At 73.0% G+C, this 21,973-nt stretch carries 15 protein-coding genes; 8 read left to right on the top strand and 7 right to left on the bottom strand.

The features are described from left to right. Positions 1-87 precede the first annotated feature (87 nt). Together ABD352_RS29030 and ABD352_RS29025 are read right to left on the bottom strand one after the other, a co-directional pair. Positions 88-1,500, bottom strand: a complete 1,413-nt coding sequence (locus ABD352_RS29030; protein ID WP_344615682.1) for an FAD-dependent oxidoreductase — start codon at positions 1,498-1,500, stop codon at positions 88-90. Continuing rightward, entirely contained in the window at positions 1,497-2,645 is a 1,149-nt protein-coding gene (locus ABD352_RS29025; protein WP_344615681.1) for a polysaccharide pyruvyl transferase family protein, read from the bottom strand. Before ABD352_RS29025 ends, ABD352_RS29030 begins: the two co-directional genes overlap by 4 nt. Before the next feature lie 77 nt (positions 2,646-2,722). Between ABD352_RS29025 and ABD352_RS29020 the strand changes: the two genes are divergently transcribed. The 5 genes from ABD352_RS29020 (at position 2,723) to ABD352_RS29000 (ending at position 10,669) form a co-directional block, all read left to right on the top strand. Next, on the top strand, positions 2,723-3,739 hold the full coding sequence (locus tag ABD352_RS29020; protein ID WP_344615680.1) for a potassium channel family protein: 1,017 nt from the start codon (positions 2,723-2,725) through the stop codon (positions 3,737-3,739). Positions 3,740-3,750: 11 nt separating this feature from the next. After that, positions 3,751-4,287, top strand: coding sequence for a hypothetical protein (locus tag ABD352_RS29015; protein ID WP_344615679.1), 537 nt, complete (start codon positions 3,751-3,753; stop codon positions 4,285-4,287). 1,119 nt (positions 4,288-5,406) lie between these two features. After that, complete coding sequence (locus tag ABD352_RS29010) at positions 5,407-5,955, top strand: sigma-70 family RNA polymerase sigma factor (RefSeq protein ID WP_344615678.1); 549 nt, start codon at positions 5,407-5,409, stop codon at positions 5,953-5,955. Positions 5,956-6,414: 459 nt separating this feature from the next. Further along, positions 6,415-7,305, top strand: coding sequence for a hypothetical protein (locus ABD352_RS29005; RefSeq protein ID WP_344615677.1), 891 nt, complete (start codon positions 6,415-6,417; stop codon positions 7,303-7,305). 472 nt (positions 7,306-7,777) lie between these two features. Beyond that, positions 7,778-10,669 (top strand): RICIN domain-containing protein, encoded by a 2,892-nt coding sequence (locus ABD352_RS29000; RefSeq protein ID WP_344615676.1) that lies wholly within the window; start codon positions 7,778-7,780, stop codon positions 10,667-10,669. A gap of 2 nt (positions 10,670-10,671) precedes the next feature. Here ABD352_RS29000 and ABD352_RS28995 read toward each other — a convergent pair whose 3' ends face one another. Further along, positions 10,672-11,556 (bottom strand): pirin family protein, encoded by an 885-nt coding sequence (locus ABD352_RS28995; RefSeq protein ID WP_344615675.1) that lies wholly within the window; start codon positions 11,554-11,556, stop codon positions 10,672-10,674. A gap of 58 nt (positions 11,557-11,614) precedes the next feature. Here ABD352_RS28995 and ABD352_RS28990 point away from each other — a divergent pair, with 58 nt between their 5' ends. Further along, entirely contained in the window at positions 11,615-12,181 is a 567-nt protein-coding gene (locus tag ABD352_RS28990; protein WP_344615674.1) for a hypothetical protein, read from the top strand. 480 nt (positions 12,182-12,661) lie between these two features. Here the strand turns inward: ABD352_RS28990 and ABD352_RS28980 are convergent, their stop codons facing one another. After that, positions 12,662-13,687: an ROK family protein gene (locus tag ABD352_RS28980; protein ID WP_344615673.1), complete on the bottom strand. Its 1,026-nt coding sequence runs from the start codon at positions 13,685-13,687 to the stop codon at positions 12,662-12,664. A 92-nt stretch (positions 13,688-13,779) separates the two neighbouring features. Between ABD352_RS28980 and ABD352_RS28975 the strand changes: the two genes are divergently transcribed. Further along, positions 13,780-14,682 carry an NADP-dependent oxidoreductase gene (locus ABD352_RS28975; RefSeq protein WP_344615672.1) on the top strand — a complete coding sequence of 301 codons (903 nt, stop codon included), beginning with the start codon at positions 13,780-13,782 and terminating at the stop codon, positions 14,680-14,682. Positions 14,683-14,709: 27 nt separating this feature from the next. On the opposite strand, the gene ABD352_RS28970 is transcribed toward ABD352_RS28975, so the two are convergent. Next, positions 14,710-16,224: a hypothetical protein gene (locus ABD352_RS28970; protein ID WP_344615671.1), complete on the bottom strand. Its 1,515-nt coding sequence runs from the start codon at positions 16,222-16,224 to the stop codon at positions 14,710-14,712. Positions 16,225-16,364: 140 nt separating this feature from the next. Here ABD352_RS28970 and ABD352_RS28965 point away from each other — a divergent pair, with 140 nt between their 5' ends. Then, positions 16,365-19,475, top strand: coding sequence for a tetratricopeptide repeat protein (locus ABD352_RS28965; RefSeq protein ID WP_344615670.1), 3,111 nt, complete (start codon positions 16,365-16,367; stop codon positions 19,473-19,475). A 7-nt stretch (positions 19,476-19,482) separates the two neighbouring features. Here the strand turns inward: ABD352_RS28965 and ABD352_RS28960 are convergent, their stop codons facing one another. Together ABD352_RS28960 and ABD352_RS28955 are read right to left on the bottom strand one after the other, a co-directional pair. Beyond that, a complete protein-coding gene (locus ABD352_RS28960) occupies positions 19,483-20,130 on the bottom strand; it encodes a response regulator transcription factor (RefSeq protein WP_344615669.1) in 648 nt (215 codons plus the stop codon). Beyond that, positions 20,094-21,869 (bottom strand): sensor histidine kinase, encoded by a 1,776-nt coding sequence (locus ABD352_RS28955; RefSeq protein ID WP_344615668.1) that lies wholly within the window; start codon positions 21,867-21,869, stop codon positions 20,094-20,096. Before ABD352_RS28955 ends, ABD352_RS28960 begins: the two co-directional genes overlap by 37 nt. Between the last annotated feature and the right edge of the window lie 104 nt (positions 21,870-21,973).

The raw sequence follows: 21,973 nt of genomic DNA, 5'->3' as shown, positions 1-21,973 counted from the left end.
CATCGATCCTGACGCATCGCGGCGTGCCGCACATCCCCTTTGGGATCATGATCAATCGACTGTCGGTCTGGCTCGGGGCGCCGCGGTCTACGTCGGCAGGCTCGCGCCCTGGGCCCGCAGGACCCGCTGGACCTGGGCCGCCGGGATCTCGCGCGGCGGCTTGCCGATGTGGGCCGCGAGCGCCGCGCACACCCCGGCGGCCTGGCCCGTGGCCATGGAGATGGGCATGATCCGGTACGAGCTGTGTGCCACGTGGTCGCCGGAGATGCACCGGCCCGCGACCAGCAGGTTGTCGACGTTGCGGGGGAGCAGCGAGCGCAGCGGGATGTCGTACGAGCAGCCCTGGGGCAGGCGGCGCAGGATGGTGCCGGGGCCGTTGGGGTTGTGGATGTCGACCGGGTACGCGCCGCGGGCGATCACGTCGGCGAAGGAGCGGGCGCCGAGGACGTCCTCGCCCGTCAGCAGGTAGTCGCCCAGGATCCTCCGCGTCTCGCGGACTCCGACCTGCACGCCGCTCTGGATGACGTACGACTCGGAGAATCCCGGCACCCGGGTGCGCAGGAAGTGGGCGATCTGCGCGAGCTGGCGGTGCGTGGCGAGCTCCGCCCGGGTCAGGTCCCACACGCTGATGCCGAGGCCGCCGATGCGCGTGGAGTTGACCGAGACCTCGTCCGGGTGCGGGGTGGCGAAGAAGAGCACATCCTCGCGGTGGAGGTCCAGCTCGCCGGCCTCGCGCGCGGCCCGGATGAGGTCCCAGAGGCCGTGCACGCCGCGCCACTGGTCGGGGTGCTCCTGGACGTACTCCAGAAAGCCGGGCCGATCGACGTTGCCGACCCGGAACATGAGGGTCATCGGCTGGGTCAGGCCGTCCTCGGGGCGCCCGACCTCGAAGGGCGCGCCGGCCGCCGCGGCCAGGTCGCCGTCGCCGGTGCAGTCCACGACCACGTCGGCGTCCAGCACGACCGGGCCGGACTTGGTCTCGAAGACGGCGCGGCAGCCGCCCTCGGGCAGCTGGATCAGGTCGGAGGCGAAGGAGTGCAGGAGCATCCGCACCCCGGAGCCGGCGAGCAGGTCGTACGTGACGAGCTTGAACAGCTCGGGGTCGAACGGCACGGTGTAGCCGGTGCCCGGGTCGGGCGGGATCGCGCCGCCGGCCCGGACCAGGTGGTCCAGCAGCGTCCACAGCACGCCGGCCACCACCGGCTCGCCCTCGCCGTGGTCGGTCGGGAGCAGCCGCCCCTCGTCGCCGCCGACCGCCTGCCGCATCTCGTTGTGGAAGCTCATCAGCGGCATGACCAGCGCGGCCGTGGCGTTGCCGCCGAGGAACCCGTACCGCTCGACGAGCACCACGTCGGCCCCGGCGGCGGCCGCGCCCGTCGCCGCGCCGATGCCCGCCGGGCCGCCGCCGACCACGAGGACCTCGGTGCGCCCGCCGTGGGTCGCGGTGCGCGGCGGCAGCTGGACGCTCGGCAGCCCGGTGGGGCGTTCCAGGCCGGTCATCCGGTGACCACCGGCTCCCGCACGGCGAGCGGCGCGATGCGGTCGAGCTGGGCGCCCAGCCGCCGGCCCGTCTCGGTGGCCCGCTGGCGCATGGCGGCGACGTTCGCGGCGATCTCGTCCTGCCGCTGCGGCCGCTCGTCCCAGAGCCGGTCGACCTGGGCGATGAGCGGGCCGGCCGCCTCCCGGACCACGCCGCGCGGCACGGGGGCCCCGATGCGCTGGGCGAAGTCGAACACCTTGCCGGCGTAGGGGAGGGCCAGGAGGGGTACACCGGCCAGCGCGGCGAAGATCAGGAAGTGCAGCCGCATGCCGACGGCCAGATCCAGGCTCCGCATCAGATCGAGGATCTGGCCCGGACGGTACTGCCCGTAGAGGACCCGGCAGTGCTCGGCCGCCGTCATGCGGCTCAGCACCGCGTGCGAGTGGCGGATGTCGCCGCGCTCCATCGGCACGAACAGCAACGACGCGTCCAGCCGGTGCACGATGAAGTCCCCGACCTGGGCCAGGAGCTGGTGGTACTCGTCGGCGTCGAGGTGCTGCGCGGCGCGTCCCGGCTCGCGCACGCTCATGCCGACCACCCGGCGGCCCGGCGGCAGCGAGTCGCGCACGAGGCGCGCGTCGAACTCCTCCGGCTGCAGCAGCAGGGCCGGGTCGGCGGTGACGGTGACCGTCGCCGTCACGCCCGCCTCCTCCAGCGCCACCCTCGACTCCTCGTCGCGGACCGTCACCTCGACCGCCTGCCCGAGCGCGTCGCGGACCATGGTGCAGTCGAACTCCTCGGTGAGCGGGCCGACCCCGAGGGCGTAGGTGAACACGGGCACGCGCTGCTCCTGAGCGGTGCGCACGACGCGCAGGTAGCGGCGGGCCTCGGTGTCGTACAGGATGCCGCCCCCGCCCAGCACGAGCATGTCGAGGCGGGCCAGGGAGGTTGCGGTACGGTCCCGGCCCACACCCTCCCACGGCGCGACGGTGATGCCGGGGTGCTCCTGCTCGGTGTGCCCGGGATCGCGCGAGAAGACGAGCACCTCCGCGTCCGGACGCCGGGCTCGCAGGTCGGCCAGGAGGCTGGCGAGGATGGCCTCGTCGCCGAGGTTGTAGCCGCCGTATGAGCCGAGAACGCCCACTCTGGGGCCGTGTTCAGACATGACGCGCCTCCAGATCGCCGGATGGCCCGCACTACCCAGGGGCGTGTTCGTCACACGCGACCCTTATGGTGGATTTCGTGATCCACCTTCCGGCGGTACGGCGCGGCCCCCTTCGAGCCATCAGCGCCCGCCTCGGCCTTGCCGTCGCGCTGGTCTGCGCCATCGTGATCATCATCTACATCGATCGCGACGGCTACCGGGACGTCAACGAGGACGGCATGTCGGTGCTCGACTGCTTCTACTACGCGGTCGTGACGCTCTCGACCACCGGCTACGGCGACATCACGCCGGTGTCGGAGTCGGCCCGCCTGGTCAACATCGTGATCATCACGCCGGCCCGCGTGCTGTTCCTGATCATCCTGGTCGGCACCACGCTCGAAGTCCTGACCGATCAGTACCGCACCAATCTCAGGTTGCAGCGGTGGAGGAAGCGCGTGAAGAACCATGTCATCGTGTGCGGCTACGGCACCAAGGGCCGCGCGGCCGTCAGCACCCTGCTGGAGAACGGCTTCGACAAGTCCCAGGTCGTGGTCGTGGAGAGCGATCGCCCGGCCCTGCGCCAGGCCACGGCCGACGGCCTGGTCGCCATCGAGGGCTCGGCCACCCGCTCGTCGGTGCTGATGGAGGCCCGCGTCGCCGACGCCAAGGCGGTCATCATCGCCACCGACAGTGACGACGCCTCGGTCCTGGTCACCCTCACCGTCCGCCAGCTGACCTCCGGCAAGGTGTCGATCGTCGCCGCCGCCCGCGAGGCCGAGAACGCCCCGCTGCTGCGCCAGTCCGGCGCCCACCACGTCGTGGTCTCCTCCGCCACCGCCGGCCGCCTGCTGGGCCTGTCCACCACGGCCCCGCCGCTGATCGAGGTCGTCGAGGACCTGCTGACCCCCGGCCAGGGCATGGCGCTGGCCATGCGCTCCGCCCGCCGCGACGAGGTGGGCAGGTCCCCGCGCGACCTGACCGAGCTGGTCATCGCCCTCTTCCGGCGCGGCAAGGTCCTCTCCCTGGCCGACCCCGAGGGCACCGCCATCCAGACCGGCGACATGATCGTCTACGTCCGCGACGACCGCCCGGAGTCCCTCCCGGCCATGCCGTAGGGTTGCGTTCCGTGTTCGCGCGGTTCCTGTCCTGCCTCGTGGCTGTGGCTGTGTTCCTGGCTTTTGCCGCTGTTCCGGCTCAGGCTCACGGCGGCGCCGCCGTCACCATCCACTCCGACGGCCGGGGCTCCGTCTGGATCACCGCCACCTGGCAGGACGGCCACCCGATCAACGAGCCCACGCAGGTCACCATGACCGCGACTGGCCCGTCGTCGGCGACGGTGGCTCCGGCGGTACTGCACCAGACTGGCGACGAGCGCGGCACCCAGACGTACGGCGGCACCCTGGACCCGCCGGGCGCCTGGCAGGTGTCGATCGACCTCGGCGCCCCGGTGGCCGGCCACTGCCAGGCGCTCATCCAGGTCGCCCAGCCTGCCGCCACCCCCCTTCCCGCCGAAGTGGCCTGCCTGATCCCGGCCACCGCTCCCTCGGCCGCCGCTTCGTCTGACTCGGGTGGCGGCAGTCTGACCCCCTTGTGGCTGACGCTTTCGGCTCTGGCCGTCGCTGCCCTTGGTGGGGGCGTGGTGTGGTCTCGCCGTCGCCGGTAGCGGGGTTTTTTGTCGTACCCCTGTTCTAATCTCACCTCATGACCCACGCGCTTCCCCTTCCGGCCATCGACCCGGCGCAATGGCGCAACCGACTTGACGCGATGCTGGTCGAGCATCGGCGTCGCCGGGCCCGCACTGCGGCGGTGCGCAGCTCGTTCGCGGAGGCTCGGCGGCGGGGGTTGGAGCTCCGTCACGCGGAGCGCCTGGCTCGGCTGGACCGCGAGGCCAGGACCGCGGAGATCACGGCCCATTGGGCCGAGCGCGACGCGAGGGCGGCGGGCGGGCGCAAGTGGGGGACGCGGGCGGGAGCTGGACCGGGGTCCTTGGCCGCCCGCACGAGCGGAAGGCACCCTCCCCACCCGCCCCCAGCGTCATCCGCATCCGCTCCACCGAGGCCGCTCGTCCCGTCGGTGCCGCCCGCTCTACCGGAGCCGCCTGTTCCGCCGGTGCCGCCTGTTCCGTCGAGGCCGCCCGCTCCGTCGGTGCCGCCCTTTGTGGCGGAGCCGCCCTCTCCGCCACGGCCGCCCGCCACGCCGGTGCCGCCCGCTCCTCCATCAGGGCCGCCCGCTCCACCGAGGCCGCCCGCTCCGTCAGGGGTGCCCGCTCCACCGAGGCCGCCCGCTCCGTCAGGGGTGCCCGCTCCACCGAGGCCGCCGGCTCGACCGGGCCCGCTGACTCCATCGGAGTCGCCGGCTCCATCACGGTCGGCGGCTCCGCCACGGTCGCCTGCTGCTCCACCAGCCGCCCGCGCTCAACGGCCCGCACCGACGACGCCGCGCTTGAGCGTCTGTTCTCGCACCTCTCCCTCTGACGCCTCTCCCTCTGGCACCGCTTGTTCTCGCACCTCTTCTCTTCGCACTTCTTCCTCTCGCAGCCTTTCCGCTCTCTCCTCGCTTCCTCCCTCGTCGTCCACGCTGCTCGAGCCGGCCGCGTCGCCCGGTGCGAGTTCCGGAACTGGGAGCCGGGCACCCCCGGCGGTGATCGTGGTGTCGTCGCCGAGCCGGGAGTGCGATCTCCGGCCCGGATGTCACCGCCGTGGTGTCCCGCGGCGCGCGGCTCTCATCCCTGGCGAGCGAGGCGGAAGGAGGGTTGCCAGGATGGGGCGCTAGGCTCGCTGCCGTGACTGGTGAGGCCGACGGTGAGCTGGATGCGGCAACCGCTGCGCTGCTGGCCGCGCGAGCGGGCGACGAACGGTCCGCCGCCGTGTTCGTGCGCGCCACGCAGCCCGAGGTCTGGCGCTTCGTCGCCGCGCTGGTGGGTCCGGCGCACGCCGACGACGTGACGCAGGACACCTACCTGCGCGCGTTCCGGGCCCTGCCCGAGTTCGCCGGGCGCTCCTCGGCGCGTACCTGGGTGCTCGCCATCGCCCGCCGCGCCTGCGCCGACCACGTCCGGGCGGCCGTGCGCGCCCGGCGGCTGGAAGCCCGGGTCGTGGCCGAGCCGGCACCACTGGCCGAGGGCGACCACGCGGGCCTGCACGCCACCAACGCCCTGGTCGCTGCACTGCCGGACGACCGCCGCGTGGCGTTCGTACTCACCCAGGTGCTCGGCGTCCCCTACGCGGAGGCCGCCGAGATCGAGGCCGTCCCGATCGGCACGATCCGCTCCCGCGTGGCGCGCGCCCGGGCCGACCTCGTCGCCGCCATCGCCGCCGCTCGGGCCGGATGACCCAGCCTCGCCCGAGCCCGTCCGGCACCGCGTCCGCCCCTGGCCCGCGCACGTCCGAGCCTGCGTCGTCCGAGCCTGCGTCGTCCGAGCCTGCGTCGCCTGAGCCGCGCGCCGTCGGGTGCGCGTCGGTCCCGTCCGTTGCCGGGGCCGCCCTTGGCCCGCGCATGTCCGAGCCTTTGCCGACCGAGCCGCGTGTGGTCGGGGGTGGGTCTGTCCCGTTCGTCGCCGTGTTCGCGCCTGGCCCTCGTGTAGCCGAGTCTTTGCCTGGGCGGTCTGCGGCTGGGCGGATGGCCCAAGCTTTGCCGGGTCCGCTTCTCGCGGTGGGGGATGGGAGGGGTCTTGGGTAACGGGCTGGTGCGGGCCGTGCTGCGGTGGGGGAGTGCGGCCGCCGTTGGACTTGTCGGGGTGTTGCTCTCTGCGACTCCGGCCGCTGCGCATGGGGCCGATGCGCCCGTGGCGGTGGCGTACGTCGTGCGGGTCGAGTCGGTGTCTGTGCCCGGGGTTGAGGTTCGGGCGGTTGAGGGTGGGGCCCGGCTGGAGTTGGTGAATCGGTCGGGGCGGGACGTTGTGGTGCTCGGGCTGCAAGGGGAGGAGTTTCTGCGGGTCACGTCCGCGGGTGTTGAGGAGAACCGGGTTTCGCCTACCTGGTTTGCCAGCCGGGTGATCGGGGGGAGTTCGGCGGGCGGGGATGCCAAGGCGGCGCCGCAGTGGCATCGGATTGCCACGGTGCCTCGGGTGCGGTGGCATGACGAGCGGGCACGGGAGCTGCCGGCTCGAAGTTGGAGTGTGCCGCTGCTGGTTGACTCGCGGGAGCCCGGGGTGGTGCGGGGGAGCGTCGTGGCGGCGCCGGTGCCGGAGACCGGGTGGTGGTGGGCCGGCGGCATTCTCGGGGCGGTTGTCGTCGGGCTCTCGTGGCGGTTCAGGGGGGTGCTGGCCGTTGTGGCCGTGGTTGGCGGGGGGCTGGCCGCTGGCTGGGTGGTCGGGTCGGCGGTGCTTGCCTCCTCGCCCGCCGAAGGGGTGGGGGTGCAGGTGCTGGCGCGGGTCTGGCCGTTGGTCAGTGCCTGCGGGGTCGTGGTGGCCGGGGGGCTGCTGCTCTTCAAGAAGGTTGACATCCTGGTCGGGATTGCCGGGGCGTGTCTCGCGGTGATGGTGGGGGTCGGAGACTCGGCCGTGTTCCGGTACGGGACGCTTGCCGGGCCTTCCTGGGGGCGGTGGGCGGTCGCTGCAGCGCTCGGGGCCGGGATCGGGCTTGCCGTGGCCGGGGGTGTGCGGTGGTATCACGCCACCGGTCAGGCCGCCGCCGATCAGCCTCAGGATGATCAGGCCGATACCCGAGTTCAGGCCGAATAGGGTTCAAAGCGAACAAACTGGCAGCGGGTCCCGCTGTCGGCGTTCTCGACCGCGCCGACGCCCGGGCCGATCTGGGCTGTCGCCGAGTCGATGTCGGACCGGCCCGGGCTGACGCGAGGCCGAGCCGGGCTGGCGCCCGCTGGGCCGGGATGGGCCGGGATGGGCCGGGCTGGCGCCCGCTGAGCCGGGATGAGGCCAGGCCGGCGCCCGTTGGGCCGGGATGAGGCCAGGCCGGCGCCCGTTGGGCCGGGATGAGGCCAGGCCGGCGCCCGTTGGGCCGGGATGAGGCCAGGCCGGCGCCGATGGGGTTCGGCGCTGGGAGCTCCGGGCCGAGGGTGTGTGGTGGTCAGGTGGGTTGGAACACACAAGGGCACGGGAGAAATAAACAAAAGTAAACGAGTTCTTTCATGAACGCTCCTTTTTGCGCATAATCGGGCATCGATGTTCCCCGCCAGGAGCAAGGGAGTCCGAAGTGGACCGTAGGACCTTCGTTGTCAGAGGGGCGGTCGTCAGTGGAGGTGCGGTCGCGCTCGGCGCCGCGATTCCCGGCGTCGCCAATGCCGCCGTACGCACCGCCAAAACCGTCACGGCGGGGGCACGCGGAGGCCAGTACACGCCGAATCTGGCGCCGCTCAAGGCCACTCCGTTCCTGAAGCTGCCGCCGGGGGCCGTGCAGCCGCGGGGCTGGATTCGCAACCAGCTCAACATCGAGGCCGACGGGTTGTGCGGGCGCATGACCGACGTGTCGGACTACCTGCAGTACAACAACTGCGGTTGGGTCGACAAGACCAAGGGGGCCTGGGAGGAGCTGCCGTACTGGCTGCGCGGCTTCGGCGATCTCGGGTACGTCACCGGCAACACCCGCATCCTCACCCTGGCCCGCCAGTGGATCGACGGGATCATCGCCAACCAGGCCTCGGACGGGTTCTTCGGGCCGAACAGCCTGCGGACCAGCCTGGAGAACGGACCGGACTTCTGGCCGCACATGCCGCTGCTCGACGCCATGCGCTCGTTCGCGGAGTACAGCGGCGACACCCGGGTCGTGCCGTTCATGCGCAAGTACTTCCAGTTCCAGAACGCCCAGCCGGCGGCCGTGTTCAACCGGAGCTGGGCGGCGCTGCGGTGGGGCGACAACATCGACAGCGTCTACTGGCTTTACAACCGGACCGGGGAGAGCTGGCTGCTCGACCTGGTGCGCAAGATCCACGCCGGGTCGGCCGACTACACCAACGGCATCCCGAACTGGCACAACGTCAACCTCGCGCAGGGCTTCCGCGAGCCGGCCCAGTACGGGCTGCTCGACCCCGACCCGAAGTTCCCGCAGGCGACGTACAACGACTACAACACCGTGATGGGGCTCTACGGCAACTTCCCGGGCGGCGGCTTCGCCGGCGACGAGAACTGCCGCACCGGCTACACCGACCCGCGGCAGGGCTTCGAGACCTGCGGCATCGTCGAGTTCATGCACAGCCACCAGATGCTGGCCCGGATGACCGGCGACTCGGTGTGGCTGGACCGCTGCGAGGACCTCGCGTTCAACTCGCTGCCGGCCGCGCTCGACCCGGCCCAGCAGGGCATCCACTACATCACCTGCGCCAACAGCATCGGGCTGACCAACGCGACGCTGACCCAGGGGCAGTTCCAGAACGGCTTCCCGATGCTCGCCTACATGCTGGGCATCCACAACTATCGCTGCTGCCCGCACAACTACGGCATGGGCTGGCCGTACTACGCCCAGGAGCTGTGGTTCGGCACCTGGGACAACGGGCTGTGCGCCGGCATGTACGGCGCGTCGCAGGTGACCGCCAAGGTCGGCGCGAGCGGCACGACCGTGACCATCGTCGAGGACACGGACTACCCGTTCAGCGACACGATCACGTTCACGCTGAGCACCCCGGGAGCCGTTTCCTTCCCGCTGTACCTCAGGATTCCCAGCTGGTCGAACGGCGCCCAGGTCCGGGTCAACGGCACGCTGGTCACCGGCACGCTGCAGTCGGGCTCGTTCGTCATCCTCGACCAGACCTTCAACAACGGCGACAAGGTCACCGTCACGCTGCCCATGCGCACCACCGTGCGGACCTGGGCCAAGAACGGCAACGCGATCAGCGTCGACAACGGGCCGCTGACCTTCTCGCTGTCGATCGCCGAGCGCTGGTCGCGCATCGGGGGCACCGACGCGTGGCCGAGCAACGAGGTGTACGCGAACTCGGCCTGGAACTACGGCCTGCTGCTCGACCCGAACAACCCCAGCGCCACGGTCACCCGCAAGTCCGGCCCCCTGGCCGCGAACCCGTTCACGCGCGACGGGGCGCCGATCTCACTGACGGTCACCGGCCGCACGATCCCGAACTGGCAGGCCGACGCCGAGGGGATCGTGCGCACCCTGCAGCAGAGCCCGGCCCGCTCCACCCAGCCGAACGAGCAGGTCCAGCTGCTGCCGATGGGCGCCCAGCGGGTCCGGATCACCACCTTCCCGCGGATCAGCGACGGCGCCGACGCCATCGACTGGTCCATCCCGGCCACCCCGTCGGCGTCGTGGTGCTGGGGCGGGGACAGCGTCGGGGCGATCAACGACGGCAAGGTGCCCAGCAGCTCCGGCGACCAGAGCATCCCGCGGATGACCTGGTGGGACCACGTCGGCACGAGCGAGTGGGCCCAGCTGAGCTACGCCACGCCGATCAACACCGGGGCCGTTTCGCTGTACTGGTTCGACGACACCGGCGCCGGGCAGTGCCGCGTGCCGCAGTCGTGGCAGCTGCAGTACCTCAACGCCTCGGGCCAGTGGACCGCGGTGAGCGGCGCGTCGGCGTACGGTACCGCCCTCAACACCTTCAACCGGGTCACGTTCAACTCGGTGACCACGTCCGCGCTGCGCGTGGTCGTCCAGCTCAAGGCCGGCTACTCCGGTGGCATCCTGGAGTGGAAGGTCGAGGGCAGCACGGCGCCGATCTCCTGGAAGCGCATCCAGAACAAGAACAGCCTCAAGGTCCTGGGCGTCTCCGGCATGTCCACGGCGAACAGCGCCAACGTCGTGCAGTACGACGACAACGGCACGGCCGACCACAACTGGCGCCTGGTCGACGCGGGCTCCGGGTGGTACAAGATCCAGAACCAGAACAGCGGCAAGCTCCTCGCCGTGCAGAACATGTCCACGGCCAACGGCGCCCTCGTCCAGCAGTTCGAGGACAACGGCAGCGCCGATCACCTGTGGCGGCTCGTCGACAACGGCGACGGCTGGTACCGGATCCAGGTGCAGCACAGCATGAAGGTGCTCGGCGTCAGCGGCATGTCCACGGCCAACAGCGCCCAGGTGGTGCAGTTCGACGACAACGGCACCGCCGATCACCTCTGGAAACTGCTCTAGATCTATCGGTACCGAGGGCGTGGCAACAGTCGGGTGGTGGGCAGCGGCGGCGCGGGCAGCGGCGGCTCACCACCCGGCACGCTGCCGAACCGGCCCGAGCCGGCCATCCAGTCCTCGCGCGCCTCGACGATCTCCTCGTGCGAGCGGGCGACGAAGTTCCACCACATGACGAGCTCTTCCTCGAACGGCACCCCGCCGAGCAGGAAGAGCCGCGCCGGCCCCTCGAGGCGCAGCTTCTCGCGCCCGGGCTCGAGGTAGAGCAGCGCCCCACGGCCGATCTCGTCCCCGTCGACGCGCGCGACTCCCTCGGTGACGACGACGGCGTGCTCGAAGTCGCGGCGCACATTGATCTCGGTTCCGCCGCTGAGCGTGATGTCCGCGCCGAGTAGCTCGCTGTGCACCTCGGCGGGGGATGTCGCCCCTTCGAGCTCGCCGACGGCGACCGTGATCTTCGCGGATCGGTCCGAAACCTCCGGCAAGACGGACAGGTGCTGGAAGGCCGGGTCTCGGAAGCGGGCGGACTCCGGGAGGGCGACCCAGAGCTGCAGGCCGTGCAGGAGCGGCGGCTTGTCGGTGGGGGAGTTCTCCGAGTGCGAGATGCCCCGGCCGGAGGTCATGATGTTGAGCTGCCCCGGGTAGATGACCTGGTCCGAGCCCAGGCTGTCGCGGTGGCACACCTCACCGCTCAGCAGCCAGCTCACCGTCTGCAGCCCGATGTGCGGATGCGGCGGCACCCGCATCCCCGGCTTCCCGGTCACGTCCTCGGGCCCGAAGTGGTCGAGGAAGCACCACGCCCCGACGGTCCGTCGCGTCTTGTTCGGCAGGCTGCGCCGCACCACGGTGTACCGCCCCAGCGGCACGTCCCGTCCCTCTTCGAGCACGCTCACGCCACCGATTCTGGCAGCCCGACATCACGCAACCCCTATTGCGGGTAATTTGTCCGATGTGTTGGGACTTGTCGCGGCGATCCTCGCCGTGGTGGTCGCCGGGGCGGGCGCGTACCTGGCCTGGTCCGCGCTGCGGGCGACCCGGCGGGCCGCGGCTTCGGTGGCCGAGCTGGTCGCCGCGTACCGGCTGGCCGAGGACCGGGCCGACGCCGAGCGGGTCTGCGCCTGGGCGGTCAGCGAGCGCGAGACCTTCGAGAAGATCATCACCCGGGGCGTGGTCGGGGCGGCGGTGCGCAATGCCTCGCAGGCCCCGGTGTACGACATGGAGATCGTCTTCCGCGACCCGCCGGCCGCCTGGACCGCCATCCGGCGGGTCCGGATCGTGCCCCCGTCCGACGGCCCCGAGGTGTTCGCCGGCTTCGACCACGAGGAGACCAGCGGGCCGGTCGAGCGCGACCGGATCAACGAGGACGGCACCATCCGGCTCGCGCCCTCGGCCGACATGCACGTCGAGCTGCGCTTCACCGACCTGCGGGGCCGGCGCTGGCGGCGCGACGACACGGGCCAGCTGAACCTGCTGGCCGAGAACGTGGCCCGCGCCCCGGCCCCGGTCGAGGCGGCCTAGCCTGGCGAACTCCTCGGGCGGTGGGTCTGGTGTCCCAGTGAAAGCGGCCCATGGGGGTACGGGCGTTGTGACAGGCGGCGTCCAGATGGACGGTGACCTGTCGGGGCCAGTCCGGCCCGGCCTGCCGGTCGGCGGCGTTGAGGGTCGGTCCAGCGGCGGGAAGTCGTGCCGCGGCGGCGACGATGCCGAGCGGGACCCCGGGAGCTGTCGGTGGCCACGTTTCCGGCCGCCTTGCTGCGGTCGACCGGGAATCGGCCGGCGTGGGCGCTGCCGCTGACGGCGCTGGTGATGCAGCCGTCCACGGCCACGTCGGTCAGCTGCAGCCCGATCATTCGGTTGAACTCGGACAAACCCGCTAGTACCCGATAAGTTGGGCGCTGGCGCGCCACGACTTATCGGATTTATGCCCCGTCAGGTTATAAGTCCGAAATGTCGTGGCGCGCCAGCGCCCGACATTTCGGGCAAAAGCCCGCGAAGGGCCTAGGCCACGACCGTGCCGGCGGCGGCGATCGCGGCGCCTCGGGCGCCGGCCATGTCCCGCTCGGGCACCAGCGCGAACTGGGCCGCCGCGCCCTGCTCCTCCCGCAGCAGCGTGTGCTCCCGCACCCGGGACAGGAACCAGTCGCGGAAGTGCGCGGCCGCCTCGACCACCCCGCCGCCGACGAAGTAGCAGTCCGGGTCGGTGAAGTTGGCCGCGATCGTGAAGAGCCGGCCGAGGCCCATCGCCTGCTGCTCGAAGATGTGCAGCGCCAGCTCGTCGCCCTGCTCGGCGAAGGAGCGCACCTGCTTGGCCGCCGCCTTGACGGACTCGGCCTGGTGGAGGGGGTGGTCGGGGAACCTCGTCAGCCAGTACGGCAGCAGGTTGCGCACGATCCCGGTGAGGGAGGAGACGCTCTCCACGTCGCCGAGGAAGCCGCAGCCGCAGCTGGGCAGCGGCTGACCCTCCTCCAGCAGCCCGTGCATCGGGATGTGGACGTGGCCGAGCTCGCCGGCCATGCCGGCCGCCCCGTGGATCACCTGGCCGCGCTCGATGACCCCGCCGCCGAGGCCGGTGCCGACGATCGCCGAGACCGAGGACCTGGTGTGCGAGTCGGCCCCGAAGTACACGTGGTGGGCGTACAGCGCGGCGGCGTTGCCGTCGTTGTTGTAGACGACCGGCAGGCCCAGCCGCTGCTCGAGCGCGCCCCGGAAGTCGAAGCCCCACCAGGCCGGCTGCGAGAAGTTGGTCGCGCCCTTGGACGAGATCACTCCGTCGGCGCTGGCCGGGCCCGGTGTGTCCAGGCCGACGGCGACGACCCGGGAGCGGTCCACCTTGGTCACCGCCAGGATGTTGTCGAAGGCCCCGGCCAGCGACTCGACCGCCGTCTCGGGCCCCTCCAGCACCCGGCTCGGCACCTCGACCAGCCCGTCCACGAGGAACATGCCCTCGTGGTCGAGCACCGTGGCGTTGTTCGCGGTGCCGCCGTTGTCGAGCCCGACAACGACCCAGTCCTTCGCGTTGACCATCGTTCCGACTCCCTCGCCAGATTCTGCGCGCATGCACGCTACCGCATTTCTCCTTGACCTCAACCGCGCTTGAGGTCGGACAGTGGGCTCCCATGAGAGCTGCTGCGTTTGCCGAGCCGGGCCCGCCGGACGTCCTCACCCTCCTTGAGCTGCCCGAACCCCAGGCCGGGCCCGGCGAGGTCCGGGTGCGGGTGAAGGCGGCCGGGGTCCAGCCCTTCGACGCGGGGCTGCGCAGGGGCTGGGTCCCGCCGTATGCCACCGTCACCCTGCCCCAGATCCCTGGCAACGAGTTCGCCGGCGTGGTCGACCAGGGCACGCCCGAGGTCCCCGTCGGCACCGAGGTGCTGGGCTTCAGCGTGTTCAATGCCTACGCGCAGTACGTCGTCGTCCCGGCCGGCCAGGTGACCCCCAAGCCCGCGAACGTTTCATGGGAGGTGGCCGGCGGCTTCACGGCCGGCTGGCAGACGGCCCGGCTGGCCCTGTCGGCGCTGCACGTCGGCCCCGGCGACACCGTGCTCGTCAACGCGGCGGCCGGCGCGACGGGCACCGCGGGCGTGCAGCTGGCCCGCCTGCTCGGGGCCTCCGTCATCGGTACGGCGAGCGAGTCCAACCAGGACTATGTGCGCTCGCTCGGCGCGATCCCCGTGGTGTACGGCGAGGGCCTGGCCGACCGCGTCCGGGCCCTCGCCCCGGAGGGCGTCACCGCGGCGATCGACGGCGCCGGCGGGGCGGCCCTGGAGACCTCGCTGGAGCTGGTCGCCGACCGCAAGCGCATCCTCACGCTGGTCGCCCACGACCGCATCGAGGAGCTGGGCCTGGCGAGCATCCAGGGCCGCCGCAGCGCGGAGGCGCTGGCCGAGCTGATCGGGCTGTACGCGGCCGGCACGACCTCCTGGCTGGTGCGCCGCGTCTACCCCTTGGCGGACGCGGCCGAGGCGCACCGCGAGATCGAGACCGGCCACGGCCGCGGCAAGATCGTGCTGGCGATCGACTGACAACCCGGAAGCAGATCGACTGACGACTCAGGAGTAGGGGCCCGGGGTGATGATGTCGTTCGTGAGCACCGCCGCGGCGAGCACCACCACCCCGGCCGTCACCAGCCGGCCGGCCATCTTCGACGAGGCGGCGATGCGGGCGGTGATCCACCCGGCGAGCACCAGCAGGGCCGGCACGGCGTGGTAGAGCAGGCGGTCGGCGTTGACGATCCCGATCGCCCAGGCGAAGACGATGCCCGCGGCCGCGGTCAGCCCGGCCGCGACCACCGTCGCCCGCTGCGAGTCGGTGAGCACGGGCAGCTTCACGCGCAGGAGGACGGCCACGGCGGCCAGCCCGACGATGAGCAGCAGGGCGACCGTGCAGATGGCGAACACCGCCCGCCCCGCCGTGATGGTCATGTCGTGCGTGGCGATCCGCAGGCTGTCGACGCCGTGCTTGGCCGCCTTGGGCAGCCAGATGAACTCGTCGTAGAGCCTCGTCTCCTGGTTGAAGTAGTCGCCGGACACGACCTTGCACAGCGCCATCCAGGCCACCTGGGGCGCGCCGAACCCGGCGAGGAAGCCCACGAGGGGGATCCAGCGCCGTTGGTACAGCAGGATCAGTCCGGCCACCGCGGCGGTGATGAGGAAGCTGCCGTACACCAGGGAAGCCCCGCCCGCCGCGAGCCCGACGAGCGTCACGGCCCACCACGGGGACCTCCGCAGCAGCAGGTACCGCCCAGCGAGGATGGTCGCCGCCGGCACGAGCAGCGCGAAGGTCTGCTGGTGCGGGGTCCAGGTGAACGCCGTCGTGACCCCGTTGATCGCCAGGAACGCGCACAGGGCCGCGTTGGCCGGCCGCGGCGTGCCCAGCCCGGCCAGCTGGGAGGCCATCAGGGCGATCGCCGCCGCCGTCGCGGCCAGGTTGATCACCACGAGCGGGAACTGGGCCCGGTCCTTCATCTTGTACAGCCGGTCGAGGCCGACCCAGTGCGCCACCGGGCCGACGGTCCGCTCGGCGGCGGCCGACAGCGCCACGTAGCCGGGGCGCGACTGGCGGGGGTTGTGGTGGTCCAGCACGTGCCCCGGCTCGTGGGCCAGGCGCATGAACTCGTACGAGTCGCAGTTGAGCGGGTAGGCCATGACCTTGTTGACGTGGATCGGCTCGGCGCAGAACGGGTTGTCGGCCATGGGTCCGAGCAGGATCAGGTTGGCGCCCAGCACCGCGCCGCCGATGCCGCCGAGGATCAGCCAGCGGTACCGCGGGCGGCTCTCCGGCGACGCGGGGGACTCCACGGCCGGCCGCCGGGCCTCCAGCAGGCACAGCGCGGCGAGCACGATCGCGCCGGCCAGCCCCCACAGCCACGAGTGGGCCACCGCCGGGGCCCGGTCACAGGTCTCCTGCCCGCGCGGGCAGCCGTAGCGCTGGCCCAGCATCGTGTAGAGGTACAGCGCCCAGCCGGCGCACCAACCGGCCAGCAGGATCGTGGTGATTCGCCGGTACCAGGGCGTCCGGCCGGTCGCGGCCGGGGCCGGGGCTTCGATCTCGGCGGTGCTCGACATGCCGCGCACGATACCGGCGAACCTGCCGCGAGGGTCGTCCCCCGGCTCGGCTCCATCGACGAGTCTCGCTGACTGGGCCGGCAGGCAGGAGCGCCCCGGCGGCCGATGGCGTGGCGGGCGAGATCACCTACTGTGCGAACATGCCACCGGACCGCTTGCGCCTCGGGGTCGACTTCGGTACCTCCACCACGGTCGCGATGCTGCAGCGGGCCAACGGTTCGGTGACGCCACTGCTGTTCGACGCCTCCCCGCTGCTGTCCTCCGGCGTGTACGCGGGCCCGGACGCCCAGCTCCTCACCGGCGCCGACGCCGACCGGGCCGCGGTGGCCCACCCCGCCCGGTACGAGCCCAACCCGAAGCGGCGCATCGACGACGGCACGACGTGGCTCGACGACCGGGAGCTGCCCGTCGTCGAGCTGGTCGCGGCGGTGCTGGCCCGGGTGATCGAGGAGGCCCGGCGGGTGGCCGGCCGCGTCCCCGAGTCCCTGGTGCTGACCCACCCGGCGACGTGGAGCCGGGTCCGGCTCGCCATCCTGGCCGACGCGGCCCGCCAGGCCGGCTTCGCGGAGCCCCTCTTCGTCGCCGAACCGATCGCCGCGGCCGCCTACTTCGCCTCCGTCCTCGGCCGGGACGTGCCGGCCGGGCGCTGCCTCGTCGTGTACGACCTCGGCGCCGGCACGTTCGACGTCACCGTGGTCCGCCGGGCCGGCGAGGGCTTCGAGGTCGTGGCGGCCGACGGGCTGTCCGACGTCGGCGGGCTCGACCTGGACGCGGCCGTGGTCGAGCACGCCCGCGGGCACACCGCCGGGGCGGCCGGGGAGTGGGGCCGGCTGGACTGGCCGGAGAGCCGGGCCGACCAGCGGGCCCGGCGCACGCTGTGGCAGGGCGCGAGGGCGGCCAAGGAGCAGCTGTCCCGGCACGTGGCCGCCGACCTGCACGTGCCGCTGGCCGACGCCGACCTGCACGTGACCCGCGACGAGTTCGACAAGGCGGCCCGGCCCCACCTGGAGCGCACGGTGGCGCTGACGGTGGCCACGCTGCGGGCGGCCGGGGTGCCGGGGGAGCGGATCGCCGGGGTGTTCCTGGTGGGCGGCTCGAGCCGGGTGCCGCTGGCCGCGACGCTGCTGCACCGGACGCTGCGCATCGCGCCCACCACGATCGACCAGCCCGAGCTGGTGGTCGCGATGGGGAGCCTGCACACGCTGGGCCTGGCCGCTGCGGCCCCGTTGGTGCCGCGGCAGCCTGTTGTCGAGCCGCAGCCCGCGCCTGCGGCACCGGTGCCGCAGCCCGCCGGATTCCCGCTTCCGCCGGCGCCCGTGGCCGCCGCGCCGGCCGTGCCCGCGCCGCGGGTGGTGGCGCGGGCCGCGGTGCCGGCCGGGTCCGAGAGGGTCATGGTCGCCGGCGTCGCGCTCGCCGACCCGGTGGCGGTGCGGGTGCTGCGGGTGCTGGCCTCGTACGCCGTGGCCCCGCTGCCCCGCGACGTGCTCGCCCCGCTGGCCGCGCCCGCCGCCCTCGACGCCGCGCTGCGCCTGCTCGCGGCCCGGCGCCTGGTCAAGGTCGGCGCCGACGCGGTGACCATCCGGCGGCAGGCCCGCGACGCGGTCGTCGAGGAGCTGTCGTGGCCCGCCGTCGCCTCCCTGTTCGCCGAGACCATGCGGACCGCCACCGGCCTGCTGCGCCGGGCGGTGCCCCAGGGCGAGCCGCGCCGCGAGTCCGCCGGCTGGCCGCGGTGGGCCGTCCTGCGCCCGCACCTGTCCGCGCTGTCCGCCCGGTGCCCCGACGCCCTCGGCGGCCCCGACCTGGCCTGGCTGATGTGCGGCGCCGGGCAGTACGAGCACGTGCAGGGCCGCTACGCGCAGTCGCTCGTGGACCACCAGCGCGCCGTCGACATCACCGAGGCGACGCAGGGCCCCGACCACGCCGACCTCGCGCCCCGGCTGGAGCTGCTGGCCACCGCGCGCCGGATCCGCGGCCGGCTCGACGGCATGCTGGAGCTGCACCAGCGGGCGCTGGCGATCTCGGAGGCGACGCTGGGCCCGGAGCACCCCGAGACCGCCCGCCGCCTGGGCGCGCTCGCCGCGGCGAAGCGGGTACTGGGCGCGGCGGCCGAGAGCGAGCCGCTGCACCGCAGGGCCATCGCGATCACCGAGGCCGCCCTCGGCCCCGACCACCCCGACCTCGGCGACCGGCTCCTGGGCCTGGCGTACACGCTGAGCGCGCTCGGGCGCCCGGCCGAGGCCGAGCCGCTGTGCCGGCGGAGCCTGGCGATCGCGGAGGCGGCGTTCGGCCCCGCCCATCACGAGGTGGCCTACGTGCTGGCCGAGCTCGCCGACGAGCTGCGCGACCTGGGGCGCACCTTCGGGGCCGAGCCGCTGGAGCGCCGGTCGCTGGCGATCATCGAGGCGGCGTTCGGCCCCGACCATCCCGACATCGCCTTCCGCTGGAGCGGCCTGGCCCTGACGCTGCGGCACCGGGGCCGCCTGGAGGAGGCCGAGCCGCTGTACCGCCGCGCGCTCGCGATCGCCGAGGCGTCCGCCGGCCGGGACAGCGCCGGCGTCGCGGCCCTGCTGAGCGGCCTCGCCGGCCTGCTCAACGACCTGGGCCGCCCGGCCGACGCCGAGCCGCCGGCCCGCCGCGCCCTGCAGATCGAGGAGGGGATCTACGGCCCCGACCACCCCGACGTCGCCGACTACCTGGCCACCCTCGCCGACGCGCTGCATCGGCTGGACCGCTCCCGCGAGGCCTTGCCGCTGTACCAGCGCGCGATGGCGCTCACCGAGAAGGCCTATGGCGAGGACCACCCGCGCATGGCCTACCGCCTCGCCGGCCTGGCCGCCGCGGTGCTCGCCGCCGACCTGCCCGAGGTGGCCAACACGCTGTATGCGAGGGCCGTCGCCGTGTCGGACCGGGTCAACGGCCCGGACCACGCCGACGCGGGCGTCTGGCTGGAGCGGCAGGTGGAGTGCCTGCGCGGCCTGCGGCGCACGGAGGAGGCCGAGCCGCTGGCCCGCCGTTGCCTGGCCATCGGCGAGGCGGTGTACGGCCCGAACCACGAGTTCCTGGCCGGCCGCCTGGTCAACCTCGCCGCCGTCCTGCGCGACCTGGGCCGCGACGAGGAGGGCGCCGCGCTGCAGCGCCGCGCCTACGCCATCGCCATGGTCGCCCTGGGCGAGGACCACCCGACCACGGTCAACATCCGCGGCCACCTGCCCCAGAGCATCGACATCCGGGACTACCTCGACGGCGGCTGAGGTCGTTCTACGAGCCGGTGCCCTGCAGGTGGGCCAGGACCGCCAGCACGCGGCGGTTGTCGTCGTCCGAGACGGGCAGGTTCAGCTTGCCGAAGATGCTCGCGATGTGCTTGCCGACCGCGCTCTCGCTGAGGTACAGCTGCTTGCCGATCGCCGCGTTGGAGCGCCCCTCCGCCATCAGGGTCAGCACCTCGCGCTCGCGCGGCGTCAGGGTGCCCGACTGCGGCGTCGGGCGGGCGACCAGCTTGGCGATGACCGACGGGTCCATCACCGTGCCGCCGCCGGCCACCCGGCGCACGGCGTCGATGAACTGCTCGGCGTTGAAGACCCGGTCCTTGAGCAGGTAGCCCACCGCGCCGGTGCCGTCGGCCAGCAGCTCCCGCGCGTACAACTGCTCCACGTGCTGCGAGAGCACCAGCACGGGCAGGCCCGGCACCTCGCGGCGGGCGGCCAGGGCGGCCTGCAGGCCCTCGTCGGTGAAGGACGGGGGGAGCCGCACGTCGACCACGGCCACGTCCGGCCGGTGCTCCAGCAGGGCGGACAGCAGCGCGGGGCCGTTGTCCACCGCGGCGACGATCTCGAAGCCGTGGCTCTGCAGCAGCAGGACCATGCCGTCCCTCAGGAGGTAGAGGTCTTCGGCGAGGACAACGCGCACGGCAGCTCCAGCGTCGCGACGGTCGGGCCGCCCTGCGGGCTGTGCAGGGCGAGCGTTCCGTCGAAGGTACCCAACCGCCGCTCGATCCCGCGCAGGCCGGTTCCCCGCGAGGGGTCGGCGCCGCCCTCGCCGTCATCGGTGACCGTGACGCGCAGCCGGCCCTCGCGGTGGCGGATGTCGACCGTCACGTGCTCGGCGCGGCCGTGCCTGACGGCGTTGGCCAGCAGCTCGCTGACCGCGAAGTAGGCCGCCGACTCGACCGGTGCGGCCAGCCGGCCGGGCAGCCGGCCGGCGACGGTGACCTCGGCCGCGGTGTCGAGGGCCAGCGCCCGTACGGCATCGGGCAGCCCCCGCTCCGACAGCACCGGCGGGTGGATGCCGCGCACCAGGTCGCGCAGCTCGGTCAGGGCCGCCTGCGAGGTCTCCCGGGCCTGCGCGACCAGCCGACGGGCGGCGTCCGGGTCGGTGTCCATGAGCCGCTCGATCGCGCCGAGGGTGAGCCCGACGGAGATCAGCCGGGCCTGGGCGCCGTCGTGCAGGTCGCGCTCGATGCGCCGGACCTCGGCGGCCTGCGCGTCCACCGCGTCGGCGCGGGTCTGCGTGAGCCGCTCGACCCGCCGGCGCAGCTCCTCCTTGGCCGTCGGGCGCAGCAGCAGCGCGCTCCAGCGGGAGATCAGCGGCAGCACCAGGGGCGGCAGCGCCAGCGCCGCGGCGACGAGCGCCACGCCGGTCGGCAGGGCGGCGAGGCGGTTGCCGGCCACCGCGCCGTACCAGCCGCTCCACTCCGCCCCGAACGCCGTGGTCCAGATCCAGGGCAGGGCGAGGCCGAATGCGCCGTACACCCCGAACAGCACCGGCAACCCGGCCAGCACGCCGGTGACGAGGGCGTCGGCGGGCAGCCACACCAGGTCGCGCCAGGCGGCGAGGTCGTGCCAGACCCAGTGCCACCGGGCCCCGAACTCGGCCATGCTCTCGGTCTTGTAGAGGGTGTTGCCGACCCGGTAGAGCCCGTCGGGCCGAAGCTCCGGCCGCAGGCGAGGCTTGTAGGGGCGCTCGATGCGCTGTCCGGCCCACCCGGCGTACTGCCGGCGGAGGTTGACCAGCCAGCGGAAGTGCGTCAGCCCGACCGGGACCAGGAACACGATGCCCAGGCCCATGCCCAGCACCAGGCACAGCAGGCTCAGCCCGAAGAGCACCACCTGCGTGAGCGCGCTGAGCAGCAGCAGGCCGCACCGGGCCCAGGCCAGCAGGACCGCGTCGCTGCGCTTGGGCCGCTTGACCTTCGTGGACGGGGCGAGCCTGCGGGCGCTCCACGCGGCGACCGCGCGCACGGTCAGCGGGGCCACCGGCAGCCCGATCGGCACCAGCAGCAGCACGACCAGCGGGAACAACGCCTGCCAGGCGAAATCGCGGTGGCTCGCCGGGTCGTCGGCCAGCCACTGCATCCGGCTGAAGTACGCGGGCCAGCGCGGCGAGTGGTACAGCGTGCTCTCGTGCCGGTACATCCCCTCCTCGTCCGGCTGCGGCGGGCCGGGCGCCGGGCGGTACCACTCGGGGATCTCCCGGCCCAGCCAGCCGCCGAACAGTCGCCGGCAGTAGCCGGTCAGCCGTCGCGCCTGCTCCATGCCGGCCACGATGACCGCGCACATCAGGACGATCGAGCCGAGGAACGCGACGAAGACGAGCACGGCCAGACCGAGCAGCTGCGCGCTGCGGGCGAGCCCTCTGAGGTATGCCATGCCGTTGAGCCTCCGTCCCGCCGTCCCTGCGCGCATCGGGCCTGACTACCCGGAGGGGTGTAGCCAGCCCCACCCCCAGATCGGCGCCCAGCGTCATTCTGCCC

Source organism: Dactylosporangium salmoneum, from assembly GCF_039532525.1.
Lineage (GTDB): Bacteria > Actinomycetota > Actinomycetes > Mycobacteriales > Micromonosporaceae > Dactylosporangium > Dactylosporangium salmoneum.
The sequence above is the reverse complement of the archived record's forward strand: the minus strand, read 5'-3'. Positions and strand labels throughout refer to the sequence as shown.

What these genes read in the sequence shown, in the direction of transcription:
- ABD352_RS29025 (WP_344615681.1), bottom strand. Translation starts at nt 2,645, where the DNA reads ATGTCTGAACACGGCCCCAGAGTGGGCGTTCTCGGCTCATACGGCGGC.
- ABD352_RS28970 (WP_344615671.1), bottom strand. Translation starts at nt 16,224, where the DNA reads ATGTCGAGCACCGCCGAGATCGAAGCCCCGGCCCCGGCCGCGACCGGC.
- ABD352_RS28965 (WP_344615670.1), top strand. Translation starts at nt 16,365, where the DNA reads ATGCCACCGGACCGCTTGCGCCTCGGGGTCGACTTCGGTACCTCCACC.
- ABD352_RS29030 (WP_344615682.1), bottom strand. Translation starts at nt 1,500, where the DNA reads ATGACCGGCCTGGAACGCCCCACCGGGCTGCCGAGCGTCCAGCTGCCG.
- ABD352_RS28975 (WP_344615672.1), top strand. Translation starts at nt 13,780, where the DNA reads ATGAGAGCTGCTGCGTTTGCCGAGCCGGGCCCGCCGGACGTCCTCACC.
- ABD352_RS28955 (WP_344615668.1), bottom strand. Translation starts at nt 21,869, where the DNA reads ATGGCATACCTCAGAGGGCTCGCCCGCAGCGCGCAGCTGCTCGGTCTG.
- ABD352_RS28980 (WP_344615673.1), bottom strand. Translation starts at nt 13,687, where the DNA reads ATGGTCAACGCGAAGGACTGGGTCGTTGTCGGGCTCGACAACGGCGGC.